The 25,053-nt window shown below is 38.1% G+C and carries 30 protein-coding genes and 2 pseudogenes; 16 read left to right on the top strand and 16 right to left on the bottom strand.

Features of this window, described 5'->3' with window-relative positions; genetic code table 11:
* Positions 1-18 precede the first annotated feature (18 nt).
* Positions 19-639: a 3'-5' exonuclease KapD gene (gene kapD / locus FHY45_RS14730; RefSeq protein ID WP_066106643.1), complete on the bottom strand. Its 621-nt coding sequence runs from the start codon at positions 637-639 to the stop codon at positions 19-21.
* A 117-nt stretch (positions 640-756) separates the two neighbouring features.
* Between kapD and FHY45_RS14725 the strand changes: the two genes are divergently transcribed.
* The 3 genes and pseudogenes from FHY45_RS14725 (at position 757) to FHY45_RS14710 (ending at position 2,281) form a co-directional block, all read left to right on the top strand.
* Positions 757-981 (top strand): hypothetical protein, encoded by a 225-nt coding sequence (locus FHY45_RS14725; RefSeq protein WP_066106641.1) that lies wholly within the window; start codon positions 757-759, stop codon positions 979-981.
* A pseudogene (locus FHY45_RS21255) lies at positions 939-1,880 on the top strand (transglycosylase domain-containing protein). Before FHY45_RS14725 ends, FHY45_RS21255 begins: the two are co-directional and overlap by 43 nt.
* Before the next feature lie 125 nt (positions 1,881-2,005).
* A complete protein-coding gene (locus FHY45_RS14710) occupies positions 2,006-2,281 on the top strand; it encodes a hypothetical protein (RefSeq protein WP_066106638.1) in 276 nt (91 codons plus the stop codon).
* Between the two features lie 21 nt (positions 2,282-2,302).
* Here the strand turns inward: FHY45_RS14710 and FHY45_RS14705 are convergent.
* Positions 2,303-2,767, bottom strand: a pseudogene (locus FHY45_RS14705) (DUF5366 family protein).
* 319 nt (positions 2,768-3,086) lie between these two features.
* Here FHY45_RS14705 and FHY45_RS14700 point away from each other — a divergent pair.
* The 7 genes from FHY45_RS14700 to mnhG are packed head-to-tail and all read left to right on the top strand — an operon-like array spanning position 3,087 to position 8,837.
* Complete coding sequence (locus FHY45_RS14700; protein WP_139892296.1) at positions 3,087-5,495, top strand: Na+/H+ antiporter subunit A; 2,409 nt, start codon at positions 3,087-3,089, stop codon at positions 5,493-5,495.
* Complete coding sequence (locus FHY45_RS14695; protein ID WP_066106630.1) at positions 5,492-5,914, top strand: Na(+)/H(+) antiporter subunit B; 423 nt, start codon at positions 5,492-5,494, stop codon at positions 5,912-5,914. The genes FHY45_RS14700 and FHY45_RS14695 overlap by 4 nt, the downstream gene beginning before the upstream one ends.
* A complete protein-coding gene (locus tag FHY45_RS14690; protein WP_066106626.1) occupies positions 5,914-6,255 on the top strand; it encodes a Na(+)/H(+) antiporter subunit C in 342 nt (113 codons plus the stop codon). The genes FHY45_RS14695 and FHY45_RS14690 overlap by 1 nt, the downstream gene beginning before the upstream one ends.
* Positions 6,248-7,732 carry a Na+/H+ antiporter subunit D gene (locus tag FHY45_RS14685; RefSeq protein WP_139892294.1) on the top strand — a complete coding sequence of 495 codons (1,485 nt, stop codon included), beginning with the start codon at positions 6,248-6,250 and terminating at the stop codon, positions 7,730-7,732. Before FHY45_RS14690 ends, FHY45_RS14685 begins: the two co-directional genes overlap by 8 nt.
* 7 nt (positions 7,733-7,739) lie before the next feature.
* Positions 7,740-8,216: a Na+/H+ antiporter subunit E gene (locus FHY45_RS14680; protein WP_066106620.1), complete on the top strand. Its 477-nt coding sequence runs from the start codon at positions 7,740-7,742 to the stop codon at positions 8,214-8,216.
* Positions 8,216-8,497, top strand: a complete 282-nt coding sequence (locus FHY45_RS14675; RefSeq protein WP_066106615.1) for a Na(+)/H(+) antiporter subunit F1 — start codon at positions 8,216-8,218, stop codon at positions 8,495-8,497. The genes FHY45_RS14680 and FHY45_RS14675 overlap by 1 nt, the downstream gene beginning before the upstream one ends.
* A complete protein-coding gene (gene mnhG / locus FHY45_RS14670; protein WP_066106612.1) occupies positions 8,484-8,837 on the top strand; it encodes a monovalent cation/H(+) antiporter subunit G in 354 nt (117 codons plus the stop codon). Before FHY45_RS14675 ends, mnhG begins: the two co-directional genes overlap by 14 nt.
* Before the next feature lie 52 nt (positions 8,838-8,889).
* Here the strand turns inward: mnhG and FHY45_RS14665 are convergent, their stop codons facing one another.
* The gene (locus tag FHY45_RS14665) at positions 8,890-9,255 is read right to left on the bottom strand and encodes a hotdog fold thioesterase (protein WP_066106926.1); all 366 of its coding nucleotides are present in this window, start codon (positions 9,253-9,255) and stop codon (positions 8,890-8,892) included.
* A gap of 206 nt (positions 9,256-9,461) precedes the next feature.
* Here FHY45_RS14665 and FHY45_RS14660 point away from each other — a divergent pair, with 206 nt between their 5' ends.
* Both FHY45_RS14660 and FHY45_RS14655 read left to right on the top strand, forming a co-directional pair.
* Positions 9,462-9,641 (top strand): asparagine synthase, encoded by a 180-nt coding sequence (locus FHY45_RS14660; RefSeq protein ID WP_066106609.1) that lies wholly within the window; start codon positions 9,462-9,464, stop codon positions 9,639-9,641.
* 121 nt (positions 9,642-9,762) lie between these two features.
* Positions 9,763-10,176, top strand: a complete 414-nt coding sequence (locus FHY45_RS14655) for a YuzC family spore coat inner layer protein (protein ID WP_066106606.1) — start codon at positions 9,763-9,765, stop codon at positions 10,174-10,176.
* A 44-nt stretch (positions 10,177-10,220) separates the two neighbouring features.
* On the opposite strand, the gene FHY45_RS14650 is transcribed toward FHY45_RS14655, so the two are convergent.
* The 6 genes from FHY45_RS14650 to FHY45_RS14625 all read right to left on the bottom strand — a co-directional run bounded on the left by FHY45_RS14650 (position 10,221) and on the right by FHY45_RS14625 (position 16,441).
* Positions 10,221-10,454, bottom strand: coding sequence for a hypothetical protein (locus FHY45_RS14650; protein ID WP_066106603.1), 234 nt, complete (start codon positions 10,452-10,454; stop codon positions 10,221-10,223).
* Between the two features lie 126 nt (positions 10,455-10,580).
* The gene (locus FHY45_RS14645) at positions 10,581-12,089 is read right to left on the bottom strand and encodes a leucyl aminopeptidase (protein ID WP_139892292.1); all 1,509 of its coding nucleotides are present in this window, start codon (positions 12,087-12,089) and stop codon (positions 10,581-10,583) included.
* Between the two features lie 549 nt (positions 12,090-12,638).
* Positions 12,639-13,418, bottom strand: coding sequence for an ABC transporter ATP-binding protein (locus FHY45_RS14640; RefSeq protein WP_139892288.1), 780 nt, complete (start codon positions 13,416-13,418; stop codon positions 12,639-12,641).
* 16 nt (positions 13,419-13,434) lie between these two features.
* Positions 13,435-14,457 carry a FecCD family ABC transporter permease gene (locus FHY45_RS14635; protein ID WP_180349986.1) on the bottom strand — a complete coding sequence of 341 codons (1,023 nt, stop codon included), beginning with the start codon at positions 14,455-14,457 and terminating at the stop codon, positions 13,435-13,437.
* Positions 14,450-15,454, bottom strand: a complete 1,005-nt coding sequence (locus FHY45_RS14630; RefSeq protein WP_139892286.1) for a FecCD family ABC transporter permease — start codon at positions 15,452-15,454, stop codon at positions 14,450-14,452. Before FHY45_RS14630 ends, FHY45_RS14635 begins: the two co-directional genes overlap by 8 nt.
* A gap of 12 nt (positions 15,455-15,466) precedes the next feature.
* Positions 15,467-16,441: an iron-hydroxamate ABC transporter substrate-binding protein gene (locus tag FHY45_RS14625; protein WP_139892357.1), complete on the bottom strand. Its 975-nt coding sequence runs from the start codon at positions 16,439-16,441 to the stop codon at positions 15,467-15,469.
* A gap of 244 nt (positions 16,442-16,685) precedes the next feature.
* On the opposite strand from FHY45_RS14625, the gene FHY45_RS14620 reads away from it, so the two are divergent.
* Complete coding sequence (locus tag FHY45_RS14620; RefSeq protein WP_139892284.1) at positions 16,686-17,537, top strand: alpha/beta hydrolase; 852 nt, start codon at positions 16,686-16,688, stop codon at positions 17,535-17,537.
* Positions 17,538-17,616: 79 nt separating this feature from the next.
* Here FHY45_RS14620 and FHY45_RS14615 read toward each other — a convergent pair whose 3' ends face one another.
* The 5 genes from FHY45_RS14615 to FHY45_RS14600 form a co-directional block, all read right to left on the bottom strand.
* Positions 17,617-18,279 carry a 3D domain-containing protein gene (locus FHY45_RS14615; RefSeq protein WP_139892282.1) on the bottom strand — a complete coding sequence of 221 codons (663 nt, stop codon included), beginning with the start codon at positions 18,277-18,279 and terminating at the stop codon, positions 17,617-17,619.
* 118 nt (positions 18,280-18,397) lie between these two features.
* Positions 18,398-18,721 carry a YuiB family protein gene (locus tag FHY45_RS14610; protein WP_066106581.1) on the bottom strand — a complete coding sequence of 108 codons (324 nt, stop codon included), beginning with the start codon at positions 18,719-18,721 and terminating at the stop codon, positions 18,398-18,400.
* 87 nt (positions 18,722-18,808) lie between these two features.
* Positions 18,809-18,931 carry a YuiA family protein gene (locus tag FHY45_RS20610; protein WP_175354293.1) on the bottom strand — a complete coding sequence of 41 codons (123 nt, stop codon included), beginning with the start codon at positions 18,929-18,931 and terminating at the stop codon, positions 18,809-18,811.
* Positions 18,932-19,082: 151 nt separating this feature from the next.
* Positions 19,083-19,565 (bottom strand): NUDIX hydrolase, encoded by a 483-nt coding sequence (locus FHY45_RS14605; RefSeq protein WP_139892281.1) that lies wholly within the window; start codon positions 19,563-19,565, stop codon positions 19,083-19,085.
* A 95-nt stretch (positions 19,566-19,660) separates the two neighbouring features.
* Positions 19,661-20,878 (bottom strand): NAD(P)/FAD-dependent oxidoreductase, encoded by a 1,218-nt coding sequence (locus FHY45_RS14600; RefSeq protein WP_257469124.1) that lies wholly within the window; start codon positions 20,876-20,878, stop codon positions 19,661-19,663.
* A gap of 299 nt (positions 20,879-21,177) precedes the next feature.
* On the opposite strand from FHY45_RS14600, the gene FHY45_RS14595 reads away from it, so the two are divergent.
* Together FHY45_RS14595 and FHY45_RS14590 are read left to right on the top strand one after the other, a co-directional pair.
* On the top strand, positions 21,178-22,176 hold the full coding sequence (locus FHY45_RS14595; protein ID WP_066106573.1) for an NAD(P)/FAD-dependent oxidoreductase: 999 nt from the start codon (positions 21,178-21,180) through the stop codon (positions 22,174-22,176).
* A 213-nt stretch (positions 22,177-22,389) separates the two neighbouring features.
* Positions 22,390-23,022: an NAD(P)H-binding protein gene (locus FHY45_RS14590; RefSeq protein ID WP_066106570.1), complete on the top strand. Its 633-nt coding sequence runs from the start codon at positions 22,390-22,392 to the stop codon at positions 23,020-23,022.
* A 175-nt stretch (positions 23,023-23,197) separates the two neighbouring features.
* Here the strand turns inward: FHY45_RS14590 and FHY45_RS14585 are convergent, their stop codons facing one another.
* Positions 23,198-23,563, bottom strand: a complete 366-nt coding sequence (locus FHY45_RS14585) for a HesB/IscA family protein (RefSeq protein WP_066106916.1) — start codon at positions 23,561-23,563, stop codon at positions 23,198-23,200.
* A gap of 262 nt (positions 23,564-23,825) precedes the next feature.
* On the opposite strand from FHY45_RS14585, the gene FHY45_RS14580 reads away from it, so the two are divergent.
* A complete protein-coding gene (locus FHY45_RS14580; RefSeq protein ID WP_066106567.1) occupies positions 23,826-24,584 on the top strand; it encodes a TraR/DksA C4-type zinc finger protein in 759 nt (252 codons plus the stop codon).
* 64 nt (positions 24,585-24,648) lie between these two features.
* Here FHY45_RS14580 and FHY45_RS14575 read toward each other — a convergent pair whose 3' ends face one another.
* A complete protein-coding gene (locus tag FHY45_RS14575; RefSeq protein ID WP_066106566.1) occupies positions 24,649-24,885 on the bottom strand; it encodes a YuzB family protein in 237 nt (78 codons plus the stop codon).
* Positions 24,886-25,053 lie beyond the last annotated feature (168 nt).

The following is a 25,053-nucleotide window of genomic DNA, read 5'->3' as shown; positions in this document are numbered from 1 at the left end:
CTTTACTGATTTGGTTTTTTACGTCAACCCATTAAATAACTGTGAAAAATCCACAACGTCTCCGATTGTCGTTGGCTTATAGTTATCCACATACCTCCTGTCCTGCTCAATTAATGTAAACAGTTCATAAGTCATTCTGGCATCATCCAAAGCACGATGCCAAACGCCTTTAGCCTTGTCCCCATATTGCTGAACTGCTTTCCATAGGCCTGTCTGATTTCGGTCACCAAAGAATTTTTGATACTCAATCGATAAATCCAATTGCTTTCCCGTTAAAGGGAATATATGTCCTGAATACTGACAGTTTTGCTTTAACACCTTCATATCCATGTTTCCCCATGTAGCAATCGTTGGAGAGTTAGGATGATCCAATTCTCGCAGTAAACTGTGAAAAACATCAAATTCCACCCCTGTCTTAAGATCATCTTCGGTAATGTGCAAAAAGTTCTTACATCGGTTCGTTAACGACTGAAATACTCTGGGCAGGACATAAGAATTGTATTGATTGACTATTGTTCCACTCTTTACCTCGATAATTCCATATTCAATGATTTCAGGAAAGAACCCATTCGGATTATTTCGATCCTCTGGCATTGTAAATTCAAAATCTATGAATAAATAGTGGTCATCCTTCTTCACAATGATACAACCTCCTTGTTTTCGTGTAATCTATTGCTCCTTCCAAATTTTCCTCTTTTAACCATAAAATCAATACGATATAGTTAAATATACGAATAGAATTCCAGGTGGGTAAAAATGAGAAAATCAATTGGATTTTGTATGATTTTATTACTGGTTCCATCCTTATACGGATTGAGTACATTAACACTGAATGAGTTTTCCAAATTGCAAAGCCTCAATCATGTTTTGGACACCAATTTACAAATAGATCAATCAGCCATGCAGCTTAACAGTACAATCACAGATTCCGATGGACAATTATCAGAGAAATCTATCAAACAGAGAATCGGAAATATATAAAGGATGCTGATATCCCTCAAATTTTAAAGGATATTTACGTAGTTTCAGAGGATCAGCATTTTTATTCACATAAGGGGTTTGATTTATCAGCTATTAGCAGAGCGTTCATAATTAATACGGAAAGCGGGGGAATTCATCAAGGGGGCAGCACCATTACACAACAGCTCGCTCGAAATTTATTCCTCACAAATGAACGTACATATAATCGTAAATTAACTGAACTGCTTTACGCCTATCAGCTTGAGCGTGATTTTTCAAAAGATTAACTATTAAATACTTACATAATTGCGATTTACTATGGTAACAGTTCCTATGGAATTGAAGCTGCTGCTCATTTTTATTTTTCCAAATCAGCAAAGAATCTCAAGCATGGTGAACTCTCTTTTCTAGCGGCAATTCCTAATAACCCTAGTCTTTATGACCCGCTGACTAATTTCCAAAATACAAAAAAACGCCAGGTTAGACTTCTGCAGCAACTTGAGAATAAGAATTTCATAACGAATGGAGAAAAAGAGCAAATTTTAAAAGAATCAATAAAATTAAATCTTTCCAAACGAATCCAAGAATTTCCTGATTATACCGATTACACGCTGGCTGAATTTCGTCAGCTGGTCGCAGAGCAGGATGGTTATCAGTTTTCTGGTTTATCTGAACAAGAATCTAATCAATTAACAGAGAAATTAGATAACCGCATCACGGAACTGCTGCATTCAGGAATTACGATCCACACTTTTTCTCGATTCAGATATTCAGAAAAAGCCAAATCAGCCGTTAGTAGCATCCTGCCTTATAAAAACGTTGAAGCATCAGCGGTAGTTATTAATCATTCTACTCATGAGCTTGTCTCATTGATTGGGGGAAAAACATATAAACCCTCAACATTTAATCGAGCCCATTAAAGTTTTCGTCAGCCAGGATCTACGATTAAACCATTGCTGGTATATGCGCCTTATTTGAAAACTAATAAGGATCCAAAAAATAGACGCTTCAGCGATATGCATCGAAAATTACTGCCCAGAGAACTATGGTCATTCAACATATAGCAATCTTCCACTCAATCAGGCAATGGCCAAATCGGTTAATACTGCAGCTGTTCGATTGCTTCAAAAAACAGGTAGCTTATATAGGAGGAAAAACCGGTACAACAAATGATTATCATGATTTATGGTTTATTGGGATGACTGCTTCGTATACTGGTGGGGTCTGGGTGGGCAAGGATCAGCCGTCCAGTATTGATTTTTTAAATAAAAGTCAGCCGCAAATACAAATATGGAAAAGCATGATGTATTCTCTCTATTAGAGGTTCATCATGCTTTTTCCTTTACAGCGGAAGTCCCGCCATTATACTATTATATAATTTTAAGACAGAGAGACAGACTGCCAATAACAGAACGGCCCAGATAGTTACATGAAAAAATATAATCCCTATCAATCAGGTACCCGATAAGGATGAACTGATTATATACAGAAAGTATATAAAAGCGAATAATGAAGTAAGTAAAAAGCAGCCTGCAAGCAACCAAAGACAACATAACATAGATATAAGTCCACCTATCAGAAAAATGATAGAAGTCCCTCTCAGCTTTTGCAGGTCTTCTCCCACCTTATCCTTTGAGAAAAATAAAAGTGACAGTTCCAAAAAGGTATCGACAAGAAGCTTTAACGCAGCAAGTAACATAAAAAAACAGATAAAGAACAATAATAAAAAGGATAATTTAATATGGATCTCTGATAACAATCCAGTCATGCCTGAATAGAGCCCATTGCTTTTTAAAAATGCAATCATTCTTACCATAAGATGAACAGCAAAGAACAGACTAAATGCCATTATCGATAATAAGGGAAAATAACCTGTTACATATGTATTCTTCATTTTCATTATTCCTTATACTTCACATTTTCCCATTATAAACCATTTATCGGAAAGGAGAATTAAATTTTTAAATTTTTTCCTTCATATAATACATGGTTAAAACACATGAATACCAGTCTTTTCAAGTACAGTCTAATATAAATTTGCTGTATAATTTGCTATGCTGAATGTACGGATTGGTACATTTTGTTGTAATTTTTCAATATTTTATAATTTTTTAAGGGAGGTCCTTATGTCAATGCTTCACTTGAGTATATTACTGCCTTTTTTGGCTGCGATATGTATTCCGTTTATAGGCAAATATGCTCGTAAAATACATACCGGATGGTTCGTACTCATTATACCTATCGTATTATTTGGTTATTTGTTTACGTTCCTGCCTGAAATAACGGATCATCAATCCATAACAGCTAGTTTTGAGTGGATTCCTTCACTAAACATATCATTTGATGTTTATGTAGACGGATTAGGCCTGCTCTTCGCTATGCTGATCACAGGTATTGGTACACTAGTTATTCTGTACTCCATCTTTTATATGGACAAAACAAAAGAAAAACTGAGTAATTTTTATGTTTATTTACTATTATTTATGGGGGCTATGCTTGGGGTTGTCCTATCTGACAACTTAATCGTCCTTTATACGTTTTGGGAATTTACCAGCCTTTCTTCCTTCCTGCTGATTGGCTATTGGCATGAGAGAAAAGGATCTCGCTACGGAGCGCAAAAATCATTATTAATCACCTTTTTAGGTGGCTTATCCATGCTAGGAGGTTTTATAACCCTCTCTGTAATGGGAAATACCTTCAGCATCAGAGAATTAATTTCAATGGCTCCTGATTTGGTAAACCATCCTCTTTTTTATTTTTCGATGATACTCGTTTTATTAGGGGCATTCACGAAGTCTGCCCAATTCCCATTCCACATTTGGTTACCTGATGCAATGGAAGCACCTACACCAGTCAGTGCATATCTTCATTCAGCAACGATGGTTAAAGCAGGTATCTATTTAGTAGCACGTTTGAGCCCTATATTTGCTTTATCAGGTGAATGGGTATGGATTATCGGCCTGGTCGGTATCATAACCTTAATTTGGGGTTCCTTTAATGCAGTACGTCAGTATGATTTAAAAGGGATTCTTGCCTACTCAACAGTCAGCCAGCTCGGCTTAATCATGTCCCTGCTTGGCATCGGTGCGGCTTCCCTCCATTTTGGATCAGCCGAGAATAATGTATATATTGCCGCTGTTTCGGCAGCTGTTTTTCACCTAATTAACCATGCAACCTTTAAAGGTTCATTATTCATGGCAGTCGGTATAATTGATCACGAAACGGGAACTAGGGATATTCGTAAACTGGGCGGATTAATGACCATAATGCCAATCACTTTTACTATTGCTGCAATCGGAGCATTCTCAATGGCAGGCTTGCCTCCATTCAATGGCTTCTTGAGTAAGGAAATGTTCTTTGGCAGCCTATTAGATATAACAAAAGCAGATTTTCTTAACCTGCAAACATGGGGTAATTTATTCCCTGTTATTGGATGGCTGGCAAGTGTATTCACATTTGTTTACTGTATGATTCTTTTATTTAGAACATTTGGCGGCAAACTTCAGCCTGAAAAATTAACGAAAAAACCACATGAAGCACCGATTGGATTATTGATTTCACCAATCACGCTTGCAGCCTTGGTTATTATTTTTGGATTATTTCCAAACATCCTTACTTCAACAATTATTGAGCCAGCTACTGCAGCTATCCTGCCGAGCCTTTATGAAAACGGAAACCCTCCGCATCTTCATATACAAATGTGGCACGGAGTAAATGGCGCATTATTAATGACAATCGGAGTTGTCATCTTAGGAATTATCTTGTATAAGTTCTATCCAAAATGGAGCAAGATTTATACGTATTTCTCTGATAAATACACATTAAACAATGCATATAATATGGGATTAAGATCACTGGATACAGGTTCACGTCTCATTACCCGCGGATATATGAACGGGAGTATCCATGATTATTTAGTTTATATATTTGGCTTCTTGATTATCAGTTTACTTTATACGGTTTGGAAAACCGATAGCTTTGCATTCGAAACAACCAGTATGACTCCAATTGGGGTATACGAAGTTATTTTGATCTTTATCTTAGTTCTGGCTTCAATCATGATTCTATTTGCAAAATCGAGACTGACTTCAATCATTTTAATGGGAGCGGTTGGTTATACAGTATCACTTTTATTTGTTCTATTTAGGGCACCTGATTTAGCCTTAACTCAATTTGTCATTGAAACAGTATCTACATCGCTGTTCTTGCTTTGTTTCTATCACTTGCCGAAGTATAAACCAAAGGAAAAGCGTATGCGTTTTAAATTGACGAACCTGGCAATCTCTCTCGGTGTCGGAATTACGATGACACTTATCGCGCTGGCTTCTCACAGTACGAAGCTATTTGAATCCATCTCTGAATTTTATAAAGAGGTTACGTACAAAGAAGCTGGTGGAGAGAATATGGTTAACGTAATCCTGGTTGACTTCCGTGGTTTGGATACCATGTTTGAAATCACCGTATTATCCATTGCAGCCATGGGAATTTACACCATGATTAAACTCCGTCTCACGAAAAGAGGAGGGGAAGAATGAAAACAAATGATTTAATTTTACAGACGGTTACTAAAATCGCAACTTTTATTATTATTTTGTTCTCTATACACATTTTCTTTGCCGGACACTATACGCCGGGCGGTGGATTTATCGGTGGTCTTATGACTTCTTCTGCCATCATTCTTTTATTGCTGGCATTTGATTTAAAAACCGTAAAAAGTTTTCTGCCGGTAAATTATTTATCGTTAATAGCTGTGGGGTTGTTGTTATCTGTCGGGACTGGAGCTGGTGCGTTATTCTTCGATGCTCCTTTCCTGACGCACGCCTTTGATTATTTTGATTTGCCGCTCCTTGGAAAAACATCCCTTCATACAGCAGTTATCTTTGATACGGGTGTTTATCTAGTTGTAATCGGCGTGACAATGACCATTATTCAAACGATTGGGGAGAGTGAATGATGGAGATTTTAATGTGTTTTGCTATAGGAATTCTATTTACGATTTCCACCTATTTACTTTTATCAAAAAGCTTGCTTCGTATCATTATTGGAACAAGCATATTGAGCCATGCGGTGAATTTATTGGTTCTTACCATGGGAGGATTAAAACAAGGAGCTGTGCCTATCTTAAGTGAACACGCCAAATCCTATGTGGATCCGCTGCCACAGGCATTAATCCTGACAGCGATTGTAATTAGCTTCGGTGTCACATCTTTCTTCCTGGTATTGGCCTATCGTTCCTATCAGGAACTTGGAACGGATAACATGGATCAACTGAGAGGAAATAAGTCATATGAATAACCTTGTTATATTACCTATTTTACTTCCGTTATTGACAGGAATTTTATTGTTATTCCTTGCGAAAAAAATAAATGCCCAACGAATAGTCGCCTTGGCCTCTTCTATACTGGTCCTGGTAGTTACCTTTTCACTTTTAATAGAGGTAAAAACAAATGGCATTCTAACCTTGCAGGCCGGCAGCTGGGATGCCCCTTTCGGAATTAGTCTTGTAGCGGATATGCTGGCAGCCTTACTGGTTTTAACTACATCTCTTATTACATTAGTAACGATTATTTATTCTTTTAAAAATATTGATGCAAACCGTGAAAAATATTTCTACTATGCCCTTATCCAATTTTTAATTGTAGGTGTTAACGGGGCATTTTTGACCGGAGATATATTCAACTTATTTGTATTTTTTGAAGTAATGCTGATGTCATCTTATGTATTACTTGTGACAGGTGGTACAAAAGTACAGCTTCGCGAGTCTATTAAATATTTGCTTGTAAATGTAATTGCTTCTGGCCTTTTTGTTGCTGCTGTTGCATTCTTATACTCTGTTGTAGGTACGCTGAATATGGCAGATATCTCAGAAAGAATTGCGGAAGTAGACCAGCCGGGAATCATCACGGTTATCGCTGTTCTGTTTCTAATCGTGTTTGGATTGAAGGCAGCCATTTTTCCTTTATATTTTTGGATGCCCGGCTCATACTTTGCGCCGCCAATTCCAATCCTGGCTTTGTTTGGTTCATTATTAACGAAGGTTGGTGTTTATTCCATCCTAAGAACCTTTACCATTATGTTTTATCATCATACTGATTATACGCATACATTGCTGGAGTACCTTGGAATTTTAACCATTGTATTTGGCTGTATCGGTGTATTGGCCTATATGGATGGTAAAAAAATCATCATTTACAATATCGTAATTGCCATTGGTGTTATAATCTTCGGTATTTCAATCATGAATACCGCATCCATATCCGGTTCAATTATGTATACAATTCATGACATGATGATTAAAGCAGCCCTGTTTCTGCTTATTGGAGTAATGATGGCCAAAACAGGGACAAGTAATATTAAGCGCATGGGTGGGTTAATTCACGAATCTCCACTTTTAGCTTGGATGTTCTTCATAGCGGCTATATCGTTAGCAGGGGTTCCACCTTTCAGCGGTTTTACAGGAAAATTACTAATCATTCAGGGTGCCTTTGATGAAAGGCATTACGTAGGAGGATTGGTAGTCCTATTCTCAAGTTTAATTGTTTTATATTCCGTGATGCGCATTTTCATATTCGCGTTCTGGGGAGAGAAAAAAGTTTACGATGAGAACTTCTCCAAGAAAGATAACCGTTTTTTACTATTGCCGATCGGCATTTTACTTGTAGTCTCAATATTGTACGGATTGGGCTCTGAAGTTGTTTATACGTATGTTTCTGATGCGGTTGATGTTTTAATGAATCCATCAGATTACATTCAGGCCGTACTAAAGGAGTGATGAAGATATGTCTTATCAAATATTATTAAATGTAATTCTAGCCTTGACCTGGATGTTCCTGACGACGTCAAATACAGCCGCTTCCTTTATTATCGGCTATTTAATTGGGGCGATTATTCTTTTTCTATTCAGACGCTTTTTTTCGACTCGGTTTTATTTGCATAAGGTAGTGGCTGTCCTTCACCTTCTGGGGATATTTATACGAGAATTATTGATTGCAAACTTCGACGTTTTTAAAACAATCATCAGACCAAAGCTTGAACTGAAGCCAGGAATTTTTACTTATGAAACCAAACTTAAATCGGATTGGCAGATCACTCTTCTGTCCTGTCTGATTACCTTAACTCCCGGTACATTAGTTCTGGATATTTCTTCTGATAACAAAACATTATTCATCCATGCATTAAACATATCGGAGATTCCAGAGATGCAAGAAAGTATAAAAAATTCATTTGAGCGACTTATTCTGGAGGTGAGTGAGTAATGATTAATTTCATCCTTCAGCTTTCTTTAGTCTGTATAGCTATTTCGATGCTCATTCTAATTTATAGAGTAATTAAGGGACCAAGCATCCCTGATCGTGTAATGGCATTGGATGCTATTGGCATGAACTTAATTTGCATGATTGCCATACTATCTTTATTGCTCAGCACATCCATGTTTTTAGAGGTTATCCTTCTGATCAGTATTCTTTCGTTCACTGGTACGGTTGCCTTTTCGAAATTCCTGGAGAAAGGGGAAATCATAGAAAATGAACGAAATTAGTTCCTATATTTTTGTTTGTATCGTTTTAATCGGTTCTATATTAACCGTTGTATCAGCTCTTGGAATACTCCGTTTACCCGATGTCTATACGCGGAACCATGCAGCTTCTAAAACATCCACTTTGGGTGTAACCCTTGTATTGCTTGGCACATTCTTATATTTCTGGATTACAGAGGGCCATTTTAACTCCCGTATCCTGTTAGCTATCTTCTTTATTTTTATGACAGCTCCGGTTGCCGGACATTTAATCAGCCGTGCAGCCTATAATACAGGCGTTAAATTGTGGAAACATAGTGTGCGTGATGATTTAAAAAAGGCAAAAAAACAAAAAAATAGCTAATGACAGAAAAAGAGGATGCTTACAAGATCGCTTTAGACCTTGTAAAACATCCTCATTTTTTTATTTGAATAACAGCAAGCGTACATCTGCTGATACATATTAATTCGTTCTCTTCATCCGTTATTTTAATTTCCCATACCATTGTTTTTTTTCCTCTGTGTACAATATTTCCTGTTGCGGTCACCAAGCCTTCCCTTTTGCTTTTAAGATGATTCGCATTAATCTCTAAACCAACGACTGCTTCTTTCTCCTCGTCAACCATTGTATATCCACCAAGACTGGCGACCGTTTCGGCAAGAGCCACCGATGCGCCACCGTGAAGAAGTCCCATCGGCTGGTGTGTCCGATGGTCAACAGGCATGGTTGCAACAACTCTTCCTTCACAGACCTCAACTATTTCTATCCCTAATGTACCCATCAATGTTTTACTTAAATCCAATTAAAGGCATCCTTTCCATTGCTTATTTGTTATGAATTAGATAAAGAGCGGAAAAATAAAGGAGTAAAGCTTTCTTACAACTGATTCCTATTCTGATTTTTAAGGTGAATCCCTTCGAAAAAAGATGAACTGGATATCTGTAAGACTTTACAAAAAGCATATCTAGATGATGGAGGATTGGTCAAATGGATCTTCGAGAAGGAATGGTTCCAACTGTATTAGGTACCGCTGTTGCTGCTACTGGTTATGCCCTTAAACAAAAGCATAATAGCAATAAAATGATTGCCAATGCACTATTTGGATTTGGGCTTGCCCATATTGCTCTTGGTGTTATTGATTTAGTCGAGCATCGCAACGATATCTAAACGAACATCATCTATCCCCTAAATAAGCAACCTAACCGTTGCTTATTTTTTGGTCTAATACAATCTACCTTCTCTTATATATAGTTATAAGGTATTTTATTTCGTAAGAGGAGGTGCCCATATGTATGCAAATCAACAGTTTTATAACTGGGCTCAAAGTCTAGGTCCTCATTACCACATACCCACATGGATCCATCCATCTGTTACTGGTATGAATTCTTATTCTTCATATAACAGAAAAGTTCCTGCTATAGATACAACAAAATTTAAGAATTCTGCCAATCGAACCGCGTCCTATCTGACTGAAGCATTAAGAATTGCCAATCAGATCTCTGCATCTCAAGATTTAGCTCGTCAAATTATGGCAGCCTCTGAGTTTAATAACCTAAGCGAAGTGAATCGATTATTGCTTTCAACCGGTATTCGAATAGCTCCTTCCATCTATTACGATCCGGAGGGAATTCGGCTGGTTTTTGCTGATAAACAAACCAGTCCTCCCTGTTGTGAAGTTGGGGTAGTCATACGATGGAGCTAAAAACCAGCAGTTTGATAACTGCTGGTTTTGTTTACAAATTATTATTAATAAAATCCGCCACCATATCCCCATGGGGACCCATATCCATACGGAGGATAACCATATCCATATCCCCATGGTCTGCTAAGCAATGCTCCACCTATTAATCCGCCGGCTAATCCTAAACCAAATCCCCCGATCGGACCTCCAAATCCAAAACCAAAACCTGGTCTACCCCATGGTCTTCCCCACGGTCCGCCCCACGGTCTGCCCCATGGTCTTCTCTGTCTGTAATCCATCTGTAAAATACCTCCTGTTTGTTTAAATGCCTACACTATTATGTATGCAGAAACCTAACAGCAGGTAAGGGCGTATGCCCTCTTACAAGGATAACATTCACATTTAAATCTATTTATGAGATTAGATTAATCTTCACCATCCAAACCAAAACGTTCAACCAATACAGCCAATGTCCTCGCCATTACACCAGTAGCACCTGATGGTCCAAGTTCATAGCTGGAACGTCTTGTAGATGTACCAGCTATATCTAAATGCACCCATGGAGTCTCCTCGGCAAACTCACCAACAAATGCACCTCCCATAATGGCATGCCCCTCTGCTCCCGGCGAATTATTAAGATCAGCTATTTTGCTATTGCGAACACGCGCTTTATCCCTTTCGGTAATTGGCAATCTCCACATGGGTTCTCCAGCTTCATCAGATGCTTTTAAGACTTCCTCAAACCAGCTTTCATGATTTGTCATCGCACCTGTCATTTCTACACCTAATGCTGTAATAACTCCCCCGGTTAATGTAGCTACATCAACTAAATAATCCGCTCCATGCTGTTTAGCATATGTAATCGCATCTGCCAACACAAGACGCCCCTCGGCATCTGTATTCAAGACCTCAATTGTTTTACCAGCCATGGAAACTATGACATCATCCGGTTTGAAGGCATTTCCGGAAATCATATTATCTGTTGATGGAATAACAGCCACAACATTTTGTTCAGGTCTGAATTCCCCAATTATCTCCATAGCTCCAAGGACAGCGGCTGCTCCCCCCATATCCGTTTTCATTCCAACTATCCCTGCTTTTGTCTTTATTGAATATCCGCCTGTATCAAATGTAATTCCTTTGCCAACCAAACCAATTACATCTGTCCAGTCAGATTTCCCTTGATATTTTAGGACAATCATTTTAGGTGGTTCAGCAGATCCTTGGTTGACGGCAAGCAAGGCTCCCATTCCAAGCTCCTGCATATCTTCTTTTTCAAGGATTTCGCACTCAAACTGATACTTATCAGCCAGCCCTTTAGCATAATTGGCCATATCTGTAGACGTTAGCATATTACCTGGAAGATTTACTAAAGTCCGAGCTGAATTGGTTCCTTTTCCATATGTATATCCAACAAAAAGGGAAGACTCAACTAGCTCTCGGTCGGCTTCCGTATATACAGAAACCTCTTCTATTTTCTGATCTGGTTCATTTTTCTTATGCTTATATCCTTCAAATTCATACGTAGACAAGGCTAATGCTTCTCCTAAAGCATGTGCTGCATCCTCCACCGTAATGACATCTGTCAGGAATGACGTTAAGTCGACGCTAATCTTTGTCCATCCACGACCTTCGACTTTCTGAAACATTTTGCCAAATGCTTCTTTCAGCTCTTCGAATGTTAAATCTTTTTGTTTCCCCAATCCAACGAACACCAATCTCTCCGGTGGAATAAGATCAAGTGTATGCAATGTCGAAACTTTTTTCTTCCGAGCGGAAATATCTCCAACCTTGGCAAGCTCCTGAAGCTTACTATTCATCATTTTATCCGCTTCCGATAAAGTCGCTGCAAGCGTAACTGGATGATTAAATGCTCCAGTTACCAAAACAGGCATATGTATTTGACTCGGATTTTCATTATAAACTTTAAACATACTACTCCTCCTGATCGTTTATCTTTATTCATGCCTTTTCTTACACATTAACTATCCTTACCTATTATCTTACCATTGACATCATAATTTAGAACAAATGACGCATTCTATTCACTGAAAAATTAAACGATTTACCCCGACATATCTTGCCTATTTTACCCTTCCTTTAGACATAAAAAAATAGAGGACTATTATCCTCTGTGAATTAGTTGCGGAGGCCAACAGGATGTTGGTCACAAAGACGTTGCCACAGGACGTGCGTTTTTAGTCTTTGGTCCTTTAATAGGTCGCCTCAGCTTTTATGCAATCCGGCTTCAACGGCTAGAAACTCAGGTCATAAGCATGACCTCTACAGGAGGGAAGAACTCCTCCTTCCGAGCCCCTGTCTTATGCTCCTCGCTTCTGAGCAAGCCGCTTCAGCACTATAGTCAATCCGGCTTCAACGGCTAGAAGCTCACAGGACATAAGCATGACCTCTACAGGAGGGGAGAACGCCTCCTTCCGAGCCCCTGTCTTATGCTCCTCGCTTCTGAGCAAGCCGTTTCAGCACTATAGATTATATCCAACACATACCGGCGCTTGGTCATATGGGTCGATGATGATTCTGGCTTCTATTTGAAATACGGTTTTTAGTACTTCTTGGTTAATGATTTCGGTTGGTGTGCCGGATTTGATTATACTGCCGTCTTTCATGGCTATGATATGGTCTGAGTATCTGGAGGCATGGTTAATATCATGAAGAACCATTACAATTGTACTTTTTTCTTGGCGATTGAGTTCCTGAATAATTTGCAATACATCCAGCTGGTGGGCCATATCCAAGTATGTTGTGGGCTCGTCTAAGAGGATGATATCTGTTTTCTGAGCTAGGGCCATGGCTAGCCAAACCTTTTGTCTTTGCCCACCAGATAAGCTTGCGATGCTTCGGTTTCGGAAAGGGGATGTTTTAGTTATATCCATTGCCCATTCAATGATTTCCATATCTTCATTCGTCATTATTTTATTATTTTTACGATGTGGATAACGTCCATAGGATACCAATTCCTCCACACCCAACAAGCCCGGTGCAACCGGGCTTTGCGGCAGCATAGAAAGCCGTCTGGCAATCTCCTTCGTTGAAATCGTGTTCATATCTTGCTCTTGCAAAAATACCTTCCCTTGCTTTTGTTTCAGTATACGTCCCATTGTTTTTAATAAAGTAGATTTTCCACAACCGTTCGGTCCAATAATAGTCGTTATTTTTCCTTTAGTAATGTCTAAGTTTAAATTTTGAAACACGGTCTTTTTTTCATAACAGGCTTCAAGATTTTCTGTACGCAGAATACTCATATCAAATATCCCCTCTTTATGCTTTCGCCTTTTTGAGTAAATACAAGAAGAATGGTACCCCAATAATGGATACGATAATACCAACTGGCAGTTCAGCAGGGGCAATGATTGTTTTGGCAATATAATCAGAAGAGACTACCAACAGCGCACCGATTGCTGCACTCACAGGGATAACAAATCTATTTTTAACACCAACAAGATAGCGCGATATATGCGGCGCCATTAAGCCAATAAATCCAATACTGCCTGATACTGATACACAAGCGCTTATTAAGCCGATACTGCTGAGAAGTAAGATTGATTTTTCTTTATTAATGGCTATACCTAAACTGATAGCGCTACTATCCTCTAATTGGAGCAAATCAAGTATATAGGCCTTTTTTAGAATGATCGGTATACATATAAACAGCCAGGGGGCCATGGCAAGTATGTAAAGCCAATTGGCATCATAAATGCTGCCTGTGATCCACACAACTGCCATTTCAAAATCAGTTGCTTTCATTTTCAGCGACAAATATAAGGAAACGGCACCAAAAGCTGAACCAATCGCTATTCCAGTCAAGATGAGTCGTTCTACATCAAGGGAACCATTTTTCCATGAAAAGGCGAATATAATTAAGGCCGCCAGCAATCCTCCAACGAGACCAAATAAGGGCATAGCCATAATGGAGAGCCATGTCATTCCTTGAAAGACGCTATGAAAGAAAAACATAAATAAAACTACAGCCGTACCAGCACCGGCATTAATACCAAGTATTCCTGGATCGGCCAAGCCATTCTTCGTCACTCCCTGAATCACAGCACCGGCTATTCCAAGCCCAATCCCAACCAGACAGCCAATCAGAATCCTCGGTAACCTAAAATCAAAGATGACCAAATCGTGTTCCGGATTTACGTCTATTCGTGCTAATGTCTTTATTACATCGATAACAGACAATTGAAAGGTTCCGGCCATCAAGCTATAAACGATGACTGCTGTAATAGCGAGTACAATCAGCCATAATGTTATGTAATATCTTAGTTTTGAAACTTTATGCAAGGCCTCTTCCTCCTTTTGTTCTGATTAAATAGAGGAAGAATGGTACACCAATCAATGCAGTCACAACGCCAATCGGTGTTTCAAAGGGATAATTAATAAACCTGCTTAAAACGTCACATAAACCAAGAAATACAGCCCCGAGTATGCCTGCACAAGGAATTATCCATTTATAATCAACGCCGACAAGCATACGGCTAATGTGCGGAATGATTAAGCCTACGAAACCAACTTTTCCTACTAATGCAATTGCCGTACCCGTTAAACAAATAACAGACAGAATACAAATTACTTTGACTAATCCGGTACGCTGGCCCAGGCTGATTGAAACTTCCTCACCAAGAGAAAGAATCGTTACGGATTTGGAAACTAGTAAGGCAAGGAAGATTCCAACTATTCCAATTGGTACAGCCAGTCCAAGGAGCTCTGAATCTATTTGATGCAATCTCGCATTATACCAAAAACTAATATTCTGGGAGACTTGGTAATAGGAGGCCAATGCTTGAGACAGGCTGCTCAGAAACGTCCCAATTACAGTACCTATAATTGCCAAACGAACAGGTGATAAACCATTGGGAAGCATAGAGCCAAATCCATAAACAATTCCTGCACCGAGCGCTGAACCAACCATTGACAACAAAATCATTTCAATAGATGTCATATTCGGTAGGAAAATCATTGATACAGTAATGATAAAAGCTGAACCGTCTGCCACCCCCATAATGGAAGGGGATGCAAGATAGTTTCTTGTCATCCCCTGCATTAGTGCACCTGATATAGCAAGGAAAGCTCCAACAAGAAGTGCGCCTATTGCTCTCGGTAAACGGGATGTCATAATAATGGCATGGTCTACATTACCGGCATCATAATGAAAAAGGGCATTCCAAATCGTTATATAATCTATATTTTTGGCTCCATAAAAAACGGATAACAGGATGATAAGGAGTATAAGAATGGGTGCCGCACATATTATCAGTAAAGGTATTTTCCTCTTATCCATACACCATCAACCTTACTCAGTCAAAGAGCTGGTTGCAGCTTCGAGGAAAGCCGTCTTACTCCATGCCGTACCGCCCTGGGCAAGAGGATCCACAGTATTAACGAATACTTTTTCGTTTTTAGCAGCATTCATACTTTTCCAAATTGGATTAGCTTCTAGTTCTTCTAATGCTTTCGGTTTATCAGCATTTTCACTTTCTTCGAATTGAAGGAACACATAATCCGGATTCACTTCCGCAAGCTTTTCCATTGAGATAACTTCCTGTGCCTTCGCAGATTTTACCACTTCCGGTACCTCAAGTCCTAAATCATTGTATAGAACTGGGTTAAGGTACATACTTTCCGGATACACATAGACATTGCCTCCTCGGATACGAAGGACCATTGCCTTTTTCCCTTTCAGAGTTTCACCCAATTGTTCTTTTGCTTCCTCAGCATCTTTCTTATAACCAGAAATAATCATATCTGCTTCAGTTTCTTTACCTGTCAAATGAGCCATTAAATTTAAGTTATCTTCCCAATTTGTTGAGATATGGGAGTATGGGAATGTTGGTGCAACCTTCGTTAATTGTTCAGTAACATTCTCCTTCGCTTTGGAAGTCCAAAGGATTACATCAGGCTTTAATCCAAGTAACGTTTCATAATTTGGCTGTGTTTTTTCCCCTATCGACTTGGCACCAGCCAAATCTTCAGCCAAATAAGCAGGCAGTTCTCCGGCAATTGTAATAGCGCCTACAGGCTTAACTCCTAAAATTGCTGCATCCTCCATGGATTCAAGACTCGCTGTAGCAATCTTTTTCACTTCAGAAGGAACCGTATATTCTTTATCTAGGTATGTAATCGTTTGAGTTTTATCTTCTGATTTCTTACTTTCATTAGCTTGAACTTTATTGTCGGATTGTTTTATTTGTGTCTCCGTACCATTGCATGCTGCCAAACCAAGGCAAATCATTGCGGATAAACCCACTATTAATAAATTCTTTTTAATACTCATTTTCCTCTTCCTCCATCTAATCTTTTTTCTATGTACTCGCTTTCACTCTAACTTAACTATTGTTTTTCCTACCCCCATATTTATCGCAGAAAGTATTGAAAATGATAATCATTATCAAGTATTATATAAAATATATACTAACAAACTGGAATTTTCAATTAATTTTATGTAAATTTTTGAATGATTTATTCTTAATTTGTCAAATAATCTTTTGAATCAAATGAAAAGAGGTCAATAAATGAGAGAGACACCCAAAAAAAATTCTATGGAAGACAGCTTGCCTTGGCAGCAAAATATTTCTTTACCCAATACCTGGGAAATAGATATGTACAATCAGAAACAGGACCGGTTTTATCGTATTTTTATTTACAAGCCGGATACTGTTCCTCCTCCTGAAGGATACCCGGTTATCTATGCGTTGGATGCAAACTCTGTATTTGGCACCTTTGTTGATGCAATGCGTGTGCAGATGAGAAAGCCGGAAAAAACTGGCGTGTATCCAGCGATTATTGTTGGAATTGGTTATCACACAGATCAGCCATTCTCTCCTTACCGTGTCTATGATTTTACTAGGGCAATATCAAAAGAGGATTTACCGCCGCACCCAGCAGGCTTGGAATGGCCGTCTCATGGCGGAGCTGAATCTTTCATTACATTTATTAAAGAGAAAGTTAAACCTGAAATTGAGCGCCATCTGCCGGTCAATATAGACAAACAAACACTGTTTGGCCATTCACTAGGCGGATTATTTGTTTTACAAACTCTTTTTTCAGAGCCAGATACTTTTCATACATACATTGCAGGAAGCCCCTCTATTCATTGGGATATACAGTTTTTTAGAAATGAGAAAGAAGCATTCATCCATAAGGTAAAGCAATCTCAACGGCAAATAAAGATTTTGGTCGGGGTAGGCGAGCTGGAAAAGCTACACTTTAGCGGAATGAATAAAAATGCTGCTGAAATTTCCGAAGAACTTAATCAATTGCATCAATACGGTATTCACATACAGTTCAGAGAGTTTACAGAGGAAAGTCATGTATCGGTATTATTACCACTTATTAATCGTGCAATTAAACTGGGGAGTATATAAAAAAGCTATATAGCGAACACCGAATTTAAATCATAAAAAAACCGCCCATGAGGAACGGTAAAGGAAGAAAAATATTTCACTACTTGTTATTAATAATTTGATTTCTAAATACTTGCAAGCTCTCTGTTTCATTCAAAGCTTTTAGCTCAGGTTCAGTCAGCTTGCCTGTTCCCATACTGACTACATACACCTTCAGCTGCTTTTTCCCCCATTTCTGATATACATCGTCCACGGTATCGTAATAAAGATCTATTTTATTCCCCTTTATGGCTGAACCTGTATCAGCAACCACTCCATACCCATAGGATGGGATAAAAAGAATGGTCCCAATTGGAAAGACACTTGTGTCCGCTGCAATCGTTGAATATAAGTCACGTTTTACCCTAACACCGGAATAGGTGATTCCGTAGCTGGGATGGTTTGGATTTTTCCCAGTTGACTCGTATCCTGCTGTATAACCTGTAGCAATCACTTCTTTAGCCGGGTATTTATTCCAATTATCATTTTCTTCCAGCGTGGACGCTGATTTTATTTGTTTAACAGAGGAAGTTGTGTCATAGCTTGATAACGATATTTGCTCTTTGGGCTTAGGATTTTCCCTTACTATTTTAGAATGTATATGGCGAAAAACAGGAAACTCATGAACACTAATTCCTGTAAAATATGAAAGGGTTACAACGGTAGCCAGTAAGAATAAAAAAACGAGTGAAATTGCTCTGATAAATTTAAAAGTATGGTCCATGTGACGATTTCTCCTTTCACACAAACCATTTTTCCCAATACCAGATTATCTATTCGTTTTTCAGAATTATCTATACATTTTCAAATAAAAAAACCCTTTAACGATTGCTCGAAAAGGGTTAAAACATTCTGTATCCCATGGTACGAAGTATTCTTATAACGATACCTGAAACAATGGACCCTGCTAAACCTGCGGCTAGGATAATTGCATCTGCAGAGGCAAGATTGAATAAATGCTCTTTTAATGATTGAAAGCTAGAAGATGGATTTACAAAGTACTCCGTTAACTTAACACTGTTAATAAAATATAATGCTGCCAAAGGATAAATAACGGCCATAATCCATGTCTTTCTAAATAACATATTTAAAATAAAGCCCAATCCGAAAAAAAGAATAAAGAACAATACAACTGATATAATTACAACCGGAATTGACATGCCCATTCTCTATAACTCCCCCTTAGTCGTACAAAAGTAAGTTTATAGGATGGAATAATTTTCGTCAATTGGGTTGTTTTTGAAAAATAACATTTATTTAGTGTTTTTTGTTTTACCACTTCCTCCGCAACATGAGCATGTTTCAGATCCTCCAAGCAATAATTGAAAATATCCCTTTCCATAGCAATACGGGCACTGATAGGCTTTTTGATTCATAACATGATCACCCCCCTAATTTAATTGAATTTTCTGATAATATAACAGAAAATTTGGTAAATGAAAAGTACCCCAAAAGACTCAGTAATTTAATGTAAGCGTATATAAGGTAAATTTCCTTTTAAATTCTCCCTTATACACAAGAAATCAATTATATAAATAATTTATAAGCGGTGTATTGAAAGACATCCCCAGGATTGATTCCTTCAAGCGGTTTCTTATGAAGGGATGCATGCTTATCATTTAACTCCGTCAATAACAATGAACTGTCCGGATCCTTTTTAATTGTCTCCTGGTCCATAAAAGCAACATCCAATAATTCAGTTTTTTGTATCGAAATCTCTCCGGAAATTGGTTCCAATAAAAATAGCAGCATATTATCACTGATCTCATTACGTATAACACCTGTTCTAAGACCAAATAATCCAATGATTTTCGTCTCAATCCCCGTCTCTTCTTTAATCTCTCTAACCACTGCTTCATCTGCTGTTTCTCCCGGCTGTACAAAACCTGCCGGCAATGACCATTTCCCTTTTAAACCGCCATAAGACTTCTTCACAACAAGCCATCTGCCATCCTTTGTTACGACCAATCCTGCTACACCTAACCAGACATATTTGCTTCTTTCTAACATATGAGCACCTTTTCCTAGATTTTTTTAATTATCTATACAAAAAGCTGTCTCGAGTATAATCGGACAGCTTTCTTTCGAAGTATATTATACCTTTATTAGATTAATTTAAATTTACCCTTTTTCATGAGAAGCGGCAAGCCACCCATCATGTATAAGGCACGATTATCAATGATTTTTTTCATCGCAGCTGCTTTTGTACCTTTTAATTTTTTGCCAAAAACGACTCCAATAGCATCATCATCCCCAAGTGAACATACAGTGCCTTTTGGTTCAAATACGAAATCTTTCATTTTCTCTCCTCGAATAAGGGCAGCAATATTTTCAGAGCAAACTTCTGCCTGCTGCATAGAAATTTGAGCTGTTGGTGGGTAAGGACGATTAATCTCTTCATTAATGATTAACGCACAATCTCCAATGACAAAAACATTTTCAAGACCGGGCGCCTGCAAAGTAGGCTCTACTTTCACACGGCCTCGCATCGCCTCAATACCTGACTTTTCAATGATACTGCTTCCTCTGACACCCGCAGCCCAGATAACTGTACCGGCTTTTATTAATTCTGTATCGTCTTCGCCTTTTCCGACAAGAATTCCCTCTTCCGTGCAGCCTTTGACTGGTGTGCCAATCATAAACTCAACACCTTTTTTCTCCAATCGTGCAACAGCATATTGTACAAGCTCCGGATCAAAGCCTGGCAATGCTGTAGGTGCTGCTTCTACACAAATAATACGCGCTTTATTAGGATCAACATCATATTCTTCACAAAGAGCTGGCATACGATTAGCAAGCTCTCCAATAAATTCAATACCTGTAAATCCAGCACCGCCTACTATAATAGTCAGTCTTTCTTCCTTTTTATCCGTTTGGTATTGGGAGAACTGATAATCAATATGTTCACGAATATGACGTGCTTTATTCACACTGGAAATACTGAATGCATATTCCTTTAATCCTTCAATACCAAATGTTTCAGATTCAGCACCTAAAGCAACTACTAAATAATCATATGAAACAGTACCATTCTCGCAAACTATCACTTTCTCATCTTTTTTTATTTCTACAACGGTATCTTCAATCATGGCTACCTTATTACGATCGATGATACTGCTAATATCATAACGTACTTTATTGTGATGTATGGTACCCGCTGACGCTTCATGCAGCCAAGTTGTTTCATAATGATAACGATGCTTATTAATTAGTGTAATTTCAGCTTCATTCACATTAATTTTATTTTGCAAACGCTTAGCTGATAACAATCCGCCATAACCGGCTCCTAGAATAACAATTTGAGGCTTTTTCACTAGTATCACGTCCACCTTTTTTATATGATATAAAAATTCAAACATCTTGTGATATCATTCACGTATATCACGTCAAAAATGTCACAAAATATCAACATTTCGCTATAGATTACTATATTCTCTTTTGGTTATTTTTTCAAGCGCTGGATATAAAAAGGATAAAAAAATAAGTAACGGTATTACCTTTGACTTTTTTGAATATTTACTCTTATTATCTTTATATACACACATATCCTTTAGAGGAACGTTATACCAAGATATATGGTACTATTTATTAAAGATTTATTTACAATATAGGGGGTAATCAAGTGAAAGAAGATCAAAAAGTATATGACGTAACGATCATAGGTGGAGGACCTGTAGGATTGTTCACTGCTTTCTATGGTGGTATGAGGCAAGCCTCAGTGAAAATCATCGAAAGTCTGCCCCAGCTAGGCGGACAATTATCCGCACTCTATCCCGAGAAATATATTTATGATGTAGCGGGTTTTCCCAAAATACTCGCTCAAGAATTAGTTAATAACCTAAAGGAACAAATGGCTAAGTTCGATCCAACCATTTGCCTTGAACAAGCTGTCGAGAATGTTGAAAAACAGGCAGATGGCGTTTTTAAAGTAACAACCGATAAGGAAGTTCATTATTCAAACACGATCATCATCACAGCCGGTAATGGAGCATTCCAGCCAAGGCGCCTTGAACTTGAAAATGCGTCTAATTATGAAGGGAAAAATCTTCATTATTTTGTTGATGATTTAAATAAATTTGCCGGTAAAAAAGTCGTCGTATGTGGCGGAGGGGACTCTGCAGTAGACTGGGCATTAATGCTTGAGCCTATCGCCGAGGAAGTAACCCTTGTTCATCGCCGGGATAAATTCCGTGCCCATGAACATAGTGTGGAAAATCTTAAAAATTCAAGTGTAATCATAAAGACTCCATATATACCATCTGAATTAGTTGGCGATGGGGAATCCATTAAACAAATCGTGTTGGATGATGCAACCGGGGATCATAAAGAAACGATTGATGTTGATGACGTATTAGTTACGTTTGGCTTTGTTTCTTCACTTGGACCTATTAAAGAGTGGGGACTTAATATCGAGAAAAATTCCATCATTGTGAATAGCAAAATGGAAACTAATATACCTGGTATATATGCAGCAGGAGATATTTGCACATATGATGGGAAAGTGAAGCTAATTGCCTGTGGATTTGGTGAAGCTCCTACGGCTATTAACAATGCAAAAGCATATATGGATCCTAAAGCAAGAATCCAGCCCCTTCACAGTACAAGTATGTTTAAGGATTGATTTATTGAATTAAAACTGGTCAAGACGCGCCATGCAGAATAAATAAAGGAATTCAGGATGTAAGCTCCTATGCTAACACATTCTGAATTCCTTCTTTTTTTAGAACCCAACCTTCCCTCTTTGTATGTATACAAATTCTTCCCTTACGTACTAGTAAATACCAGAGTCAGGCCCCCTATGAAGCGGGTATGAGTTACTAGTGAGGTGATTACAATGAATGTGTTAATAGTCGGTGCAAACAATCGCACAGGCCAGCGAGTACTTGAGCTTTTGAATAAGTCTTCTCATCAGGCATACTGTTTAGTACATGATGAAAATCTTGCTTCATTAGTTAGAAGTCTTGGTGCTGAACCCATGTTCGGAGAAATAACCGATTCTCTCCAATTGGAGGGCATGCACGCAGTTATTTACGCAGTCGATGTAACAAATCCTAGTATTCATGATACGATCTCCCATGTAACACAGCACGGAGCTATCCACTTTATACGAGAGTGTGAAAAAGCGGGCATAGAGCGCTTCGTCATGCTAAGCTCCGTTTATGCTGACAAACCGGATGAAGCACCATGTGTTCTTTATTCCTTATTGGAGGAAACAAGGATGACGGAGAATTATTTAACTGGATCCAGTAGGTTAAAGTATACAATTGTCCGTCCAGGCAAAATGATTGATTCTGATGGCACATTTAAAATACTGGCGGCAGAATCTATCGATGATGATGGAATGATTTCACGTAATGAAGTTGCACAGGTTTTAGTTGATACATTAGAAATAGATACGACTTTTAATAAGAAATTTTATTGTATTGAAGGCCCTTTTCCTATTAAGGAAGCCTTGGCTGAAGTGTAATATAAAAACAACTAGTCTCCCTCTCCCCGCTCTTATTGGGAGAGGTTATTTTTGTATTTAGCAGGAACCTTAAAATGCCTTAGTCTCATATAAAAAATTCCTTCTCAATAGATACCTTTTTGATCGCATCTGTTTAAAGAAGGAATTCCAACTAAATCAGTATTGATTTGTTAGTTTAACATTGCTCTGGATTACCCGTAACTTTAGCTGTACGAAATGAAGACCCACAACCACATGTGGCAATGGCATTCGGATTATCAATCGTAAAACCTCCGCCGAGCATCGATTGTTTATAGTCTATACGCGTTCCAGTCAGGATAGGCGCGTCCTCTTTATTCACAAGAAAATGAATTTCATGCTGTATGGTTTCAATATCACTATCTTGTTTTTTTTGCTCAAAGTTCATGCCATACGATAAACCGCTGCACCCTCCACCATGGACGGAAACACGCAAATATGGCTGATCTTCCCCGCTTTCTTTTATCATCGTATTTATTTGAAAAGCTGCTGCTTCTGTTACAATAATGACATCATTATTCATTACCATTCTTCCCCCTTATAAAAAGTTAGAAGGAAATTAAATCCTCTATTTATTAGTATATACATTAACCGGTGTCCTCTCAACCTTAAAACTGCCCATAATATGCTGCTGTTCGCACGTTTTTGAATAAGATATACGCTTTTAAATAACACTTTACCTAAATGACTATATTATTTTATCCAAAAGATTAATTAATATTTTTTACATAAACAGCAGCGGAATGAAAGAAAATAGAAAGACGAAATTGAAAGGAGTTTCCTTGATGCTTTCTTCCGAACAACAATCCAATCTTCAATCAAAATTAGCAGATGAAAAAAAGGAACTTGAACATCACATTTCCCTGAATAATCATTTTGGCATAGGGGAAGATGAAAATTTTTATAATTATGTAGGAGAACTCTCTACATATGATAACCATCCTGCGGATACCGCCACTGAGCTATATGAACGTGGTAAAGACCTAGCCTTAAATGAACATTTTGAGAATGAACTTAATCAGGTAAATAGAGCTTTACAGGCAATTGAACAAGGAACCTATGGTAAATGTGAAGTATGCGGTAAAGACATCCCTTTTGAGCGGCTTCAAGCAATACCATCTACCACTTATTGCATCGAGCACAGTACTGAGCAAACCGTTTCTCACGAACGTCCAATAGAAGAACAGGTCCTGCATCCATTATATGAAAAAAAGCATGAGACAGAAGTAAATGGCTTTGATGAAGAAGATTCCTGGCAGGCTGTTGCGGAGTGGGGGAGTTCAGATACCCCATCTGATTATTATGATCCAAAAGAGCACTATGATCAGGTCTATTTAAATTCCGATGAATATATTGGATATGTGGAGGATATTGAAAATTTCGCTGGAAACGATATTGAAGGGAAAAATGTTCAAATCTATCCTACAGCAGAACTTGAGCAATTAAAGGATTTATTGGATGAAGAAGGTATCATGACATCCTTTGGCGATTTAAAACCATATGAGGAAGATCCTTATACTGAAGATACCAATGATGATGAGTAATTCTTTATACAAAAAATAGGGAAGAAATAAGCAGAGTATGCCTATTTCTTCCCTTTTTATTATATTAAAACATTGGGTTCTCTTCCAGATATTCATAAATATGATCTACTAGTTCTTCCGGACTGTCCCCTGTTACGACTTCTCCATTTACAAGGGCATACATACTGGCAGAGCAAATTCCACAATAACTAAGACACCCATATTCAATAACATCCAAATTAGGATCTTTATCTAAAATCTCCATAGCGGCCTGTGAACCGCTGACAAGATTACTGACACAAAATTCAATTATTGGTTTCATACTATTGTCACCCCTTAGCACAACCAAAATCCTACTCTAAAATGATATAATAGTCAATTAATTAAGGTGAATCAGTTACCTTTTTATACTCCATCTGCCGAGAGATGTAATAGAGAAAATGTTTTTAAATTAGGACATCCGAAACGGAGTAATAATGTGACTTTTCAC

Source organism: Bacillus sp. D386 (genome assembly GCF_006346415.1).
The sequence above is the reverse complement of the archived record's forward strand: the minus strand, read 5'-3'. Positions and strand labels throughout refer to the sequence as shown.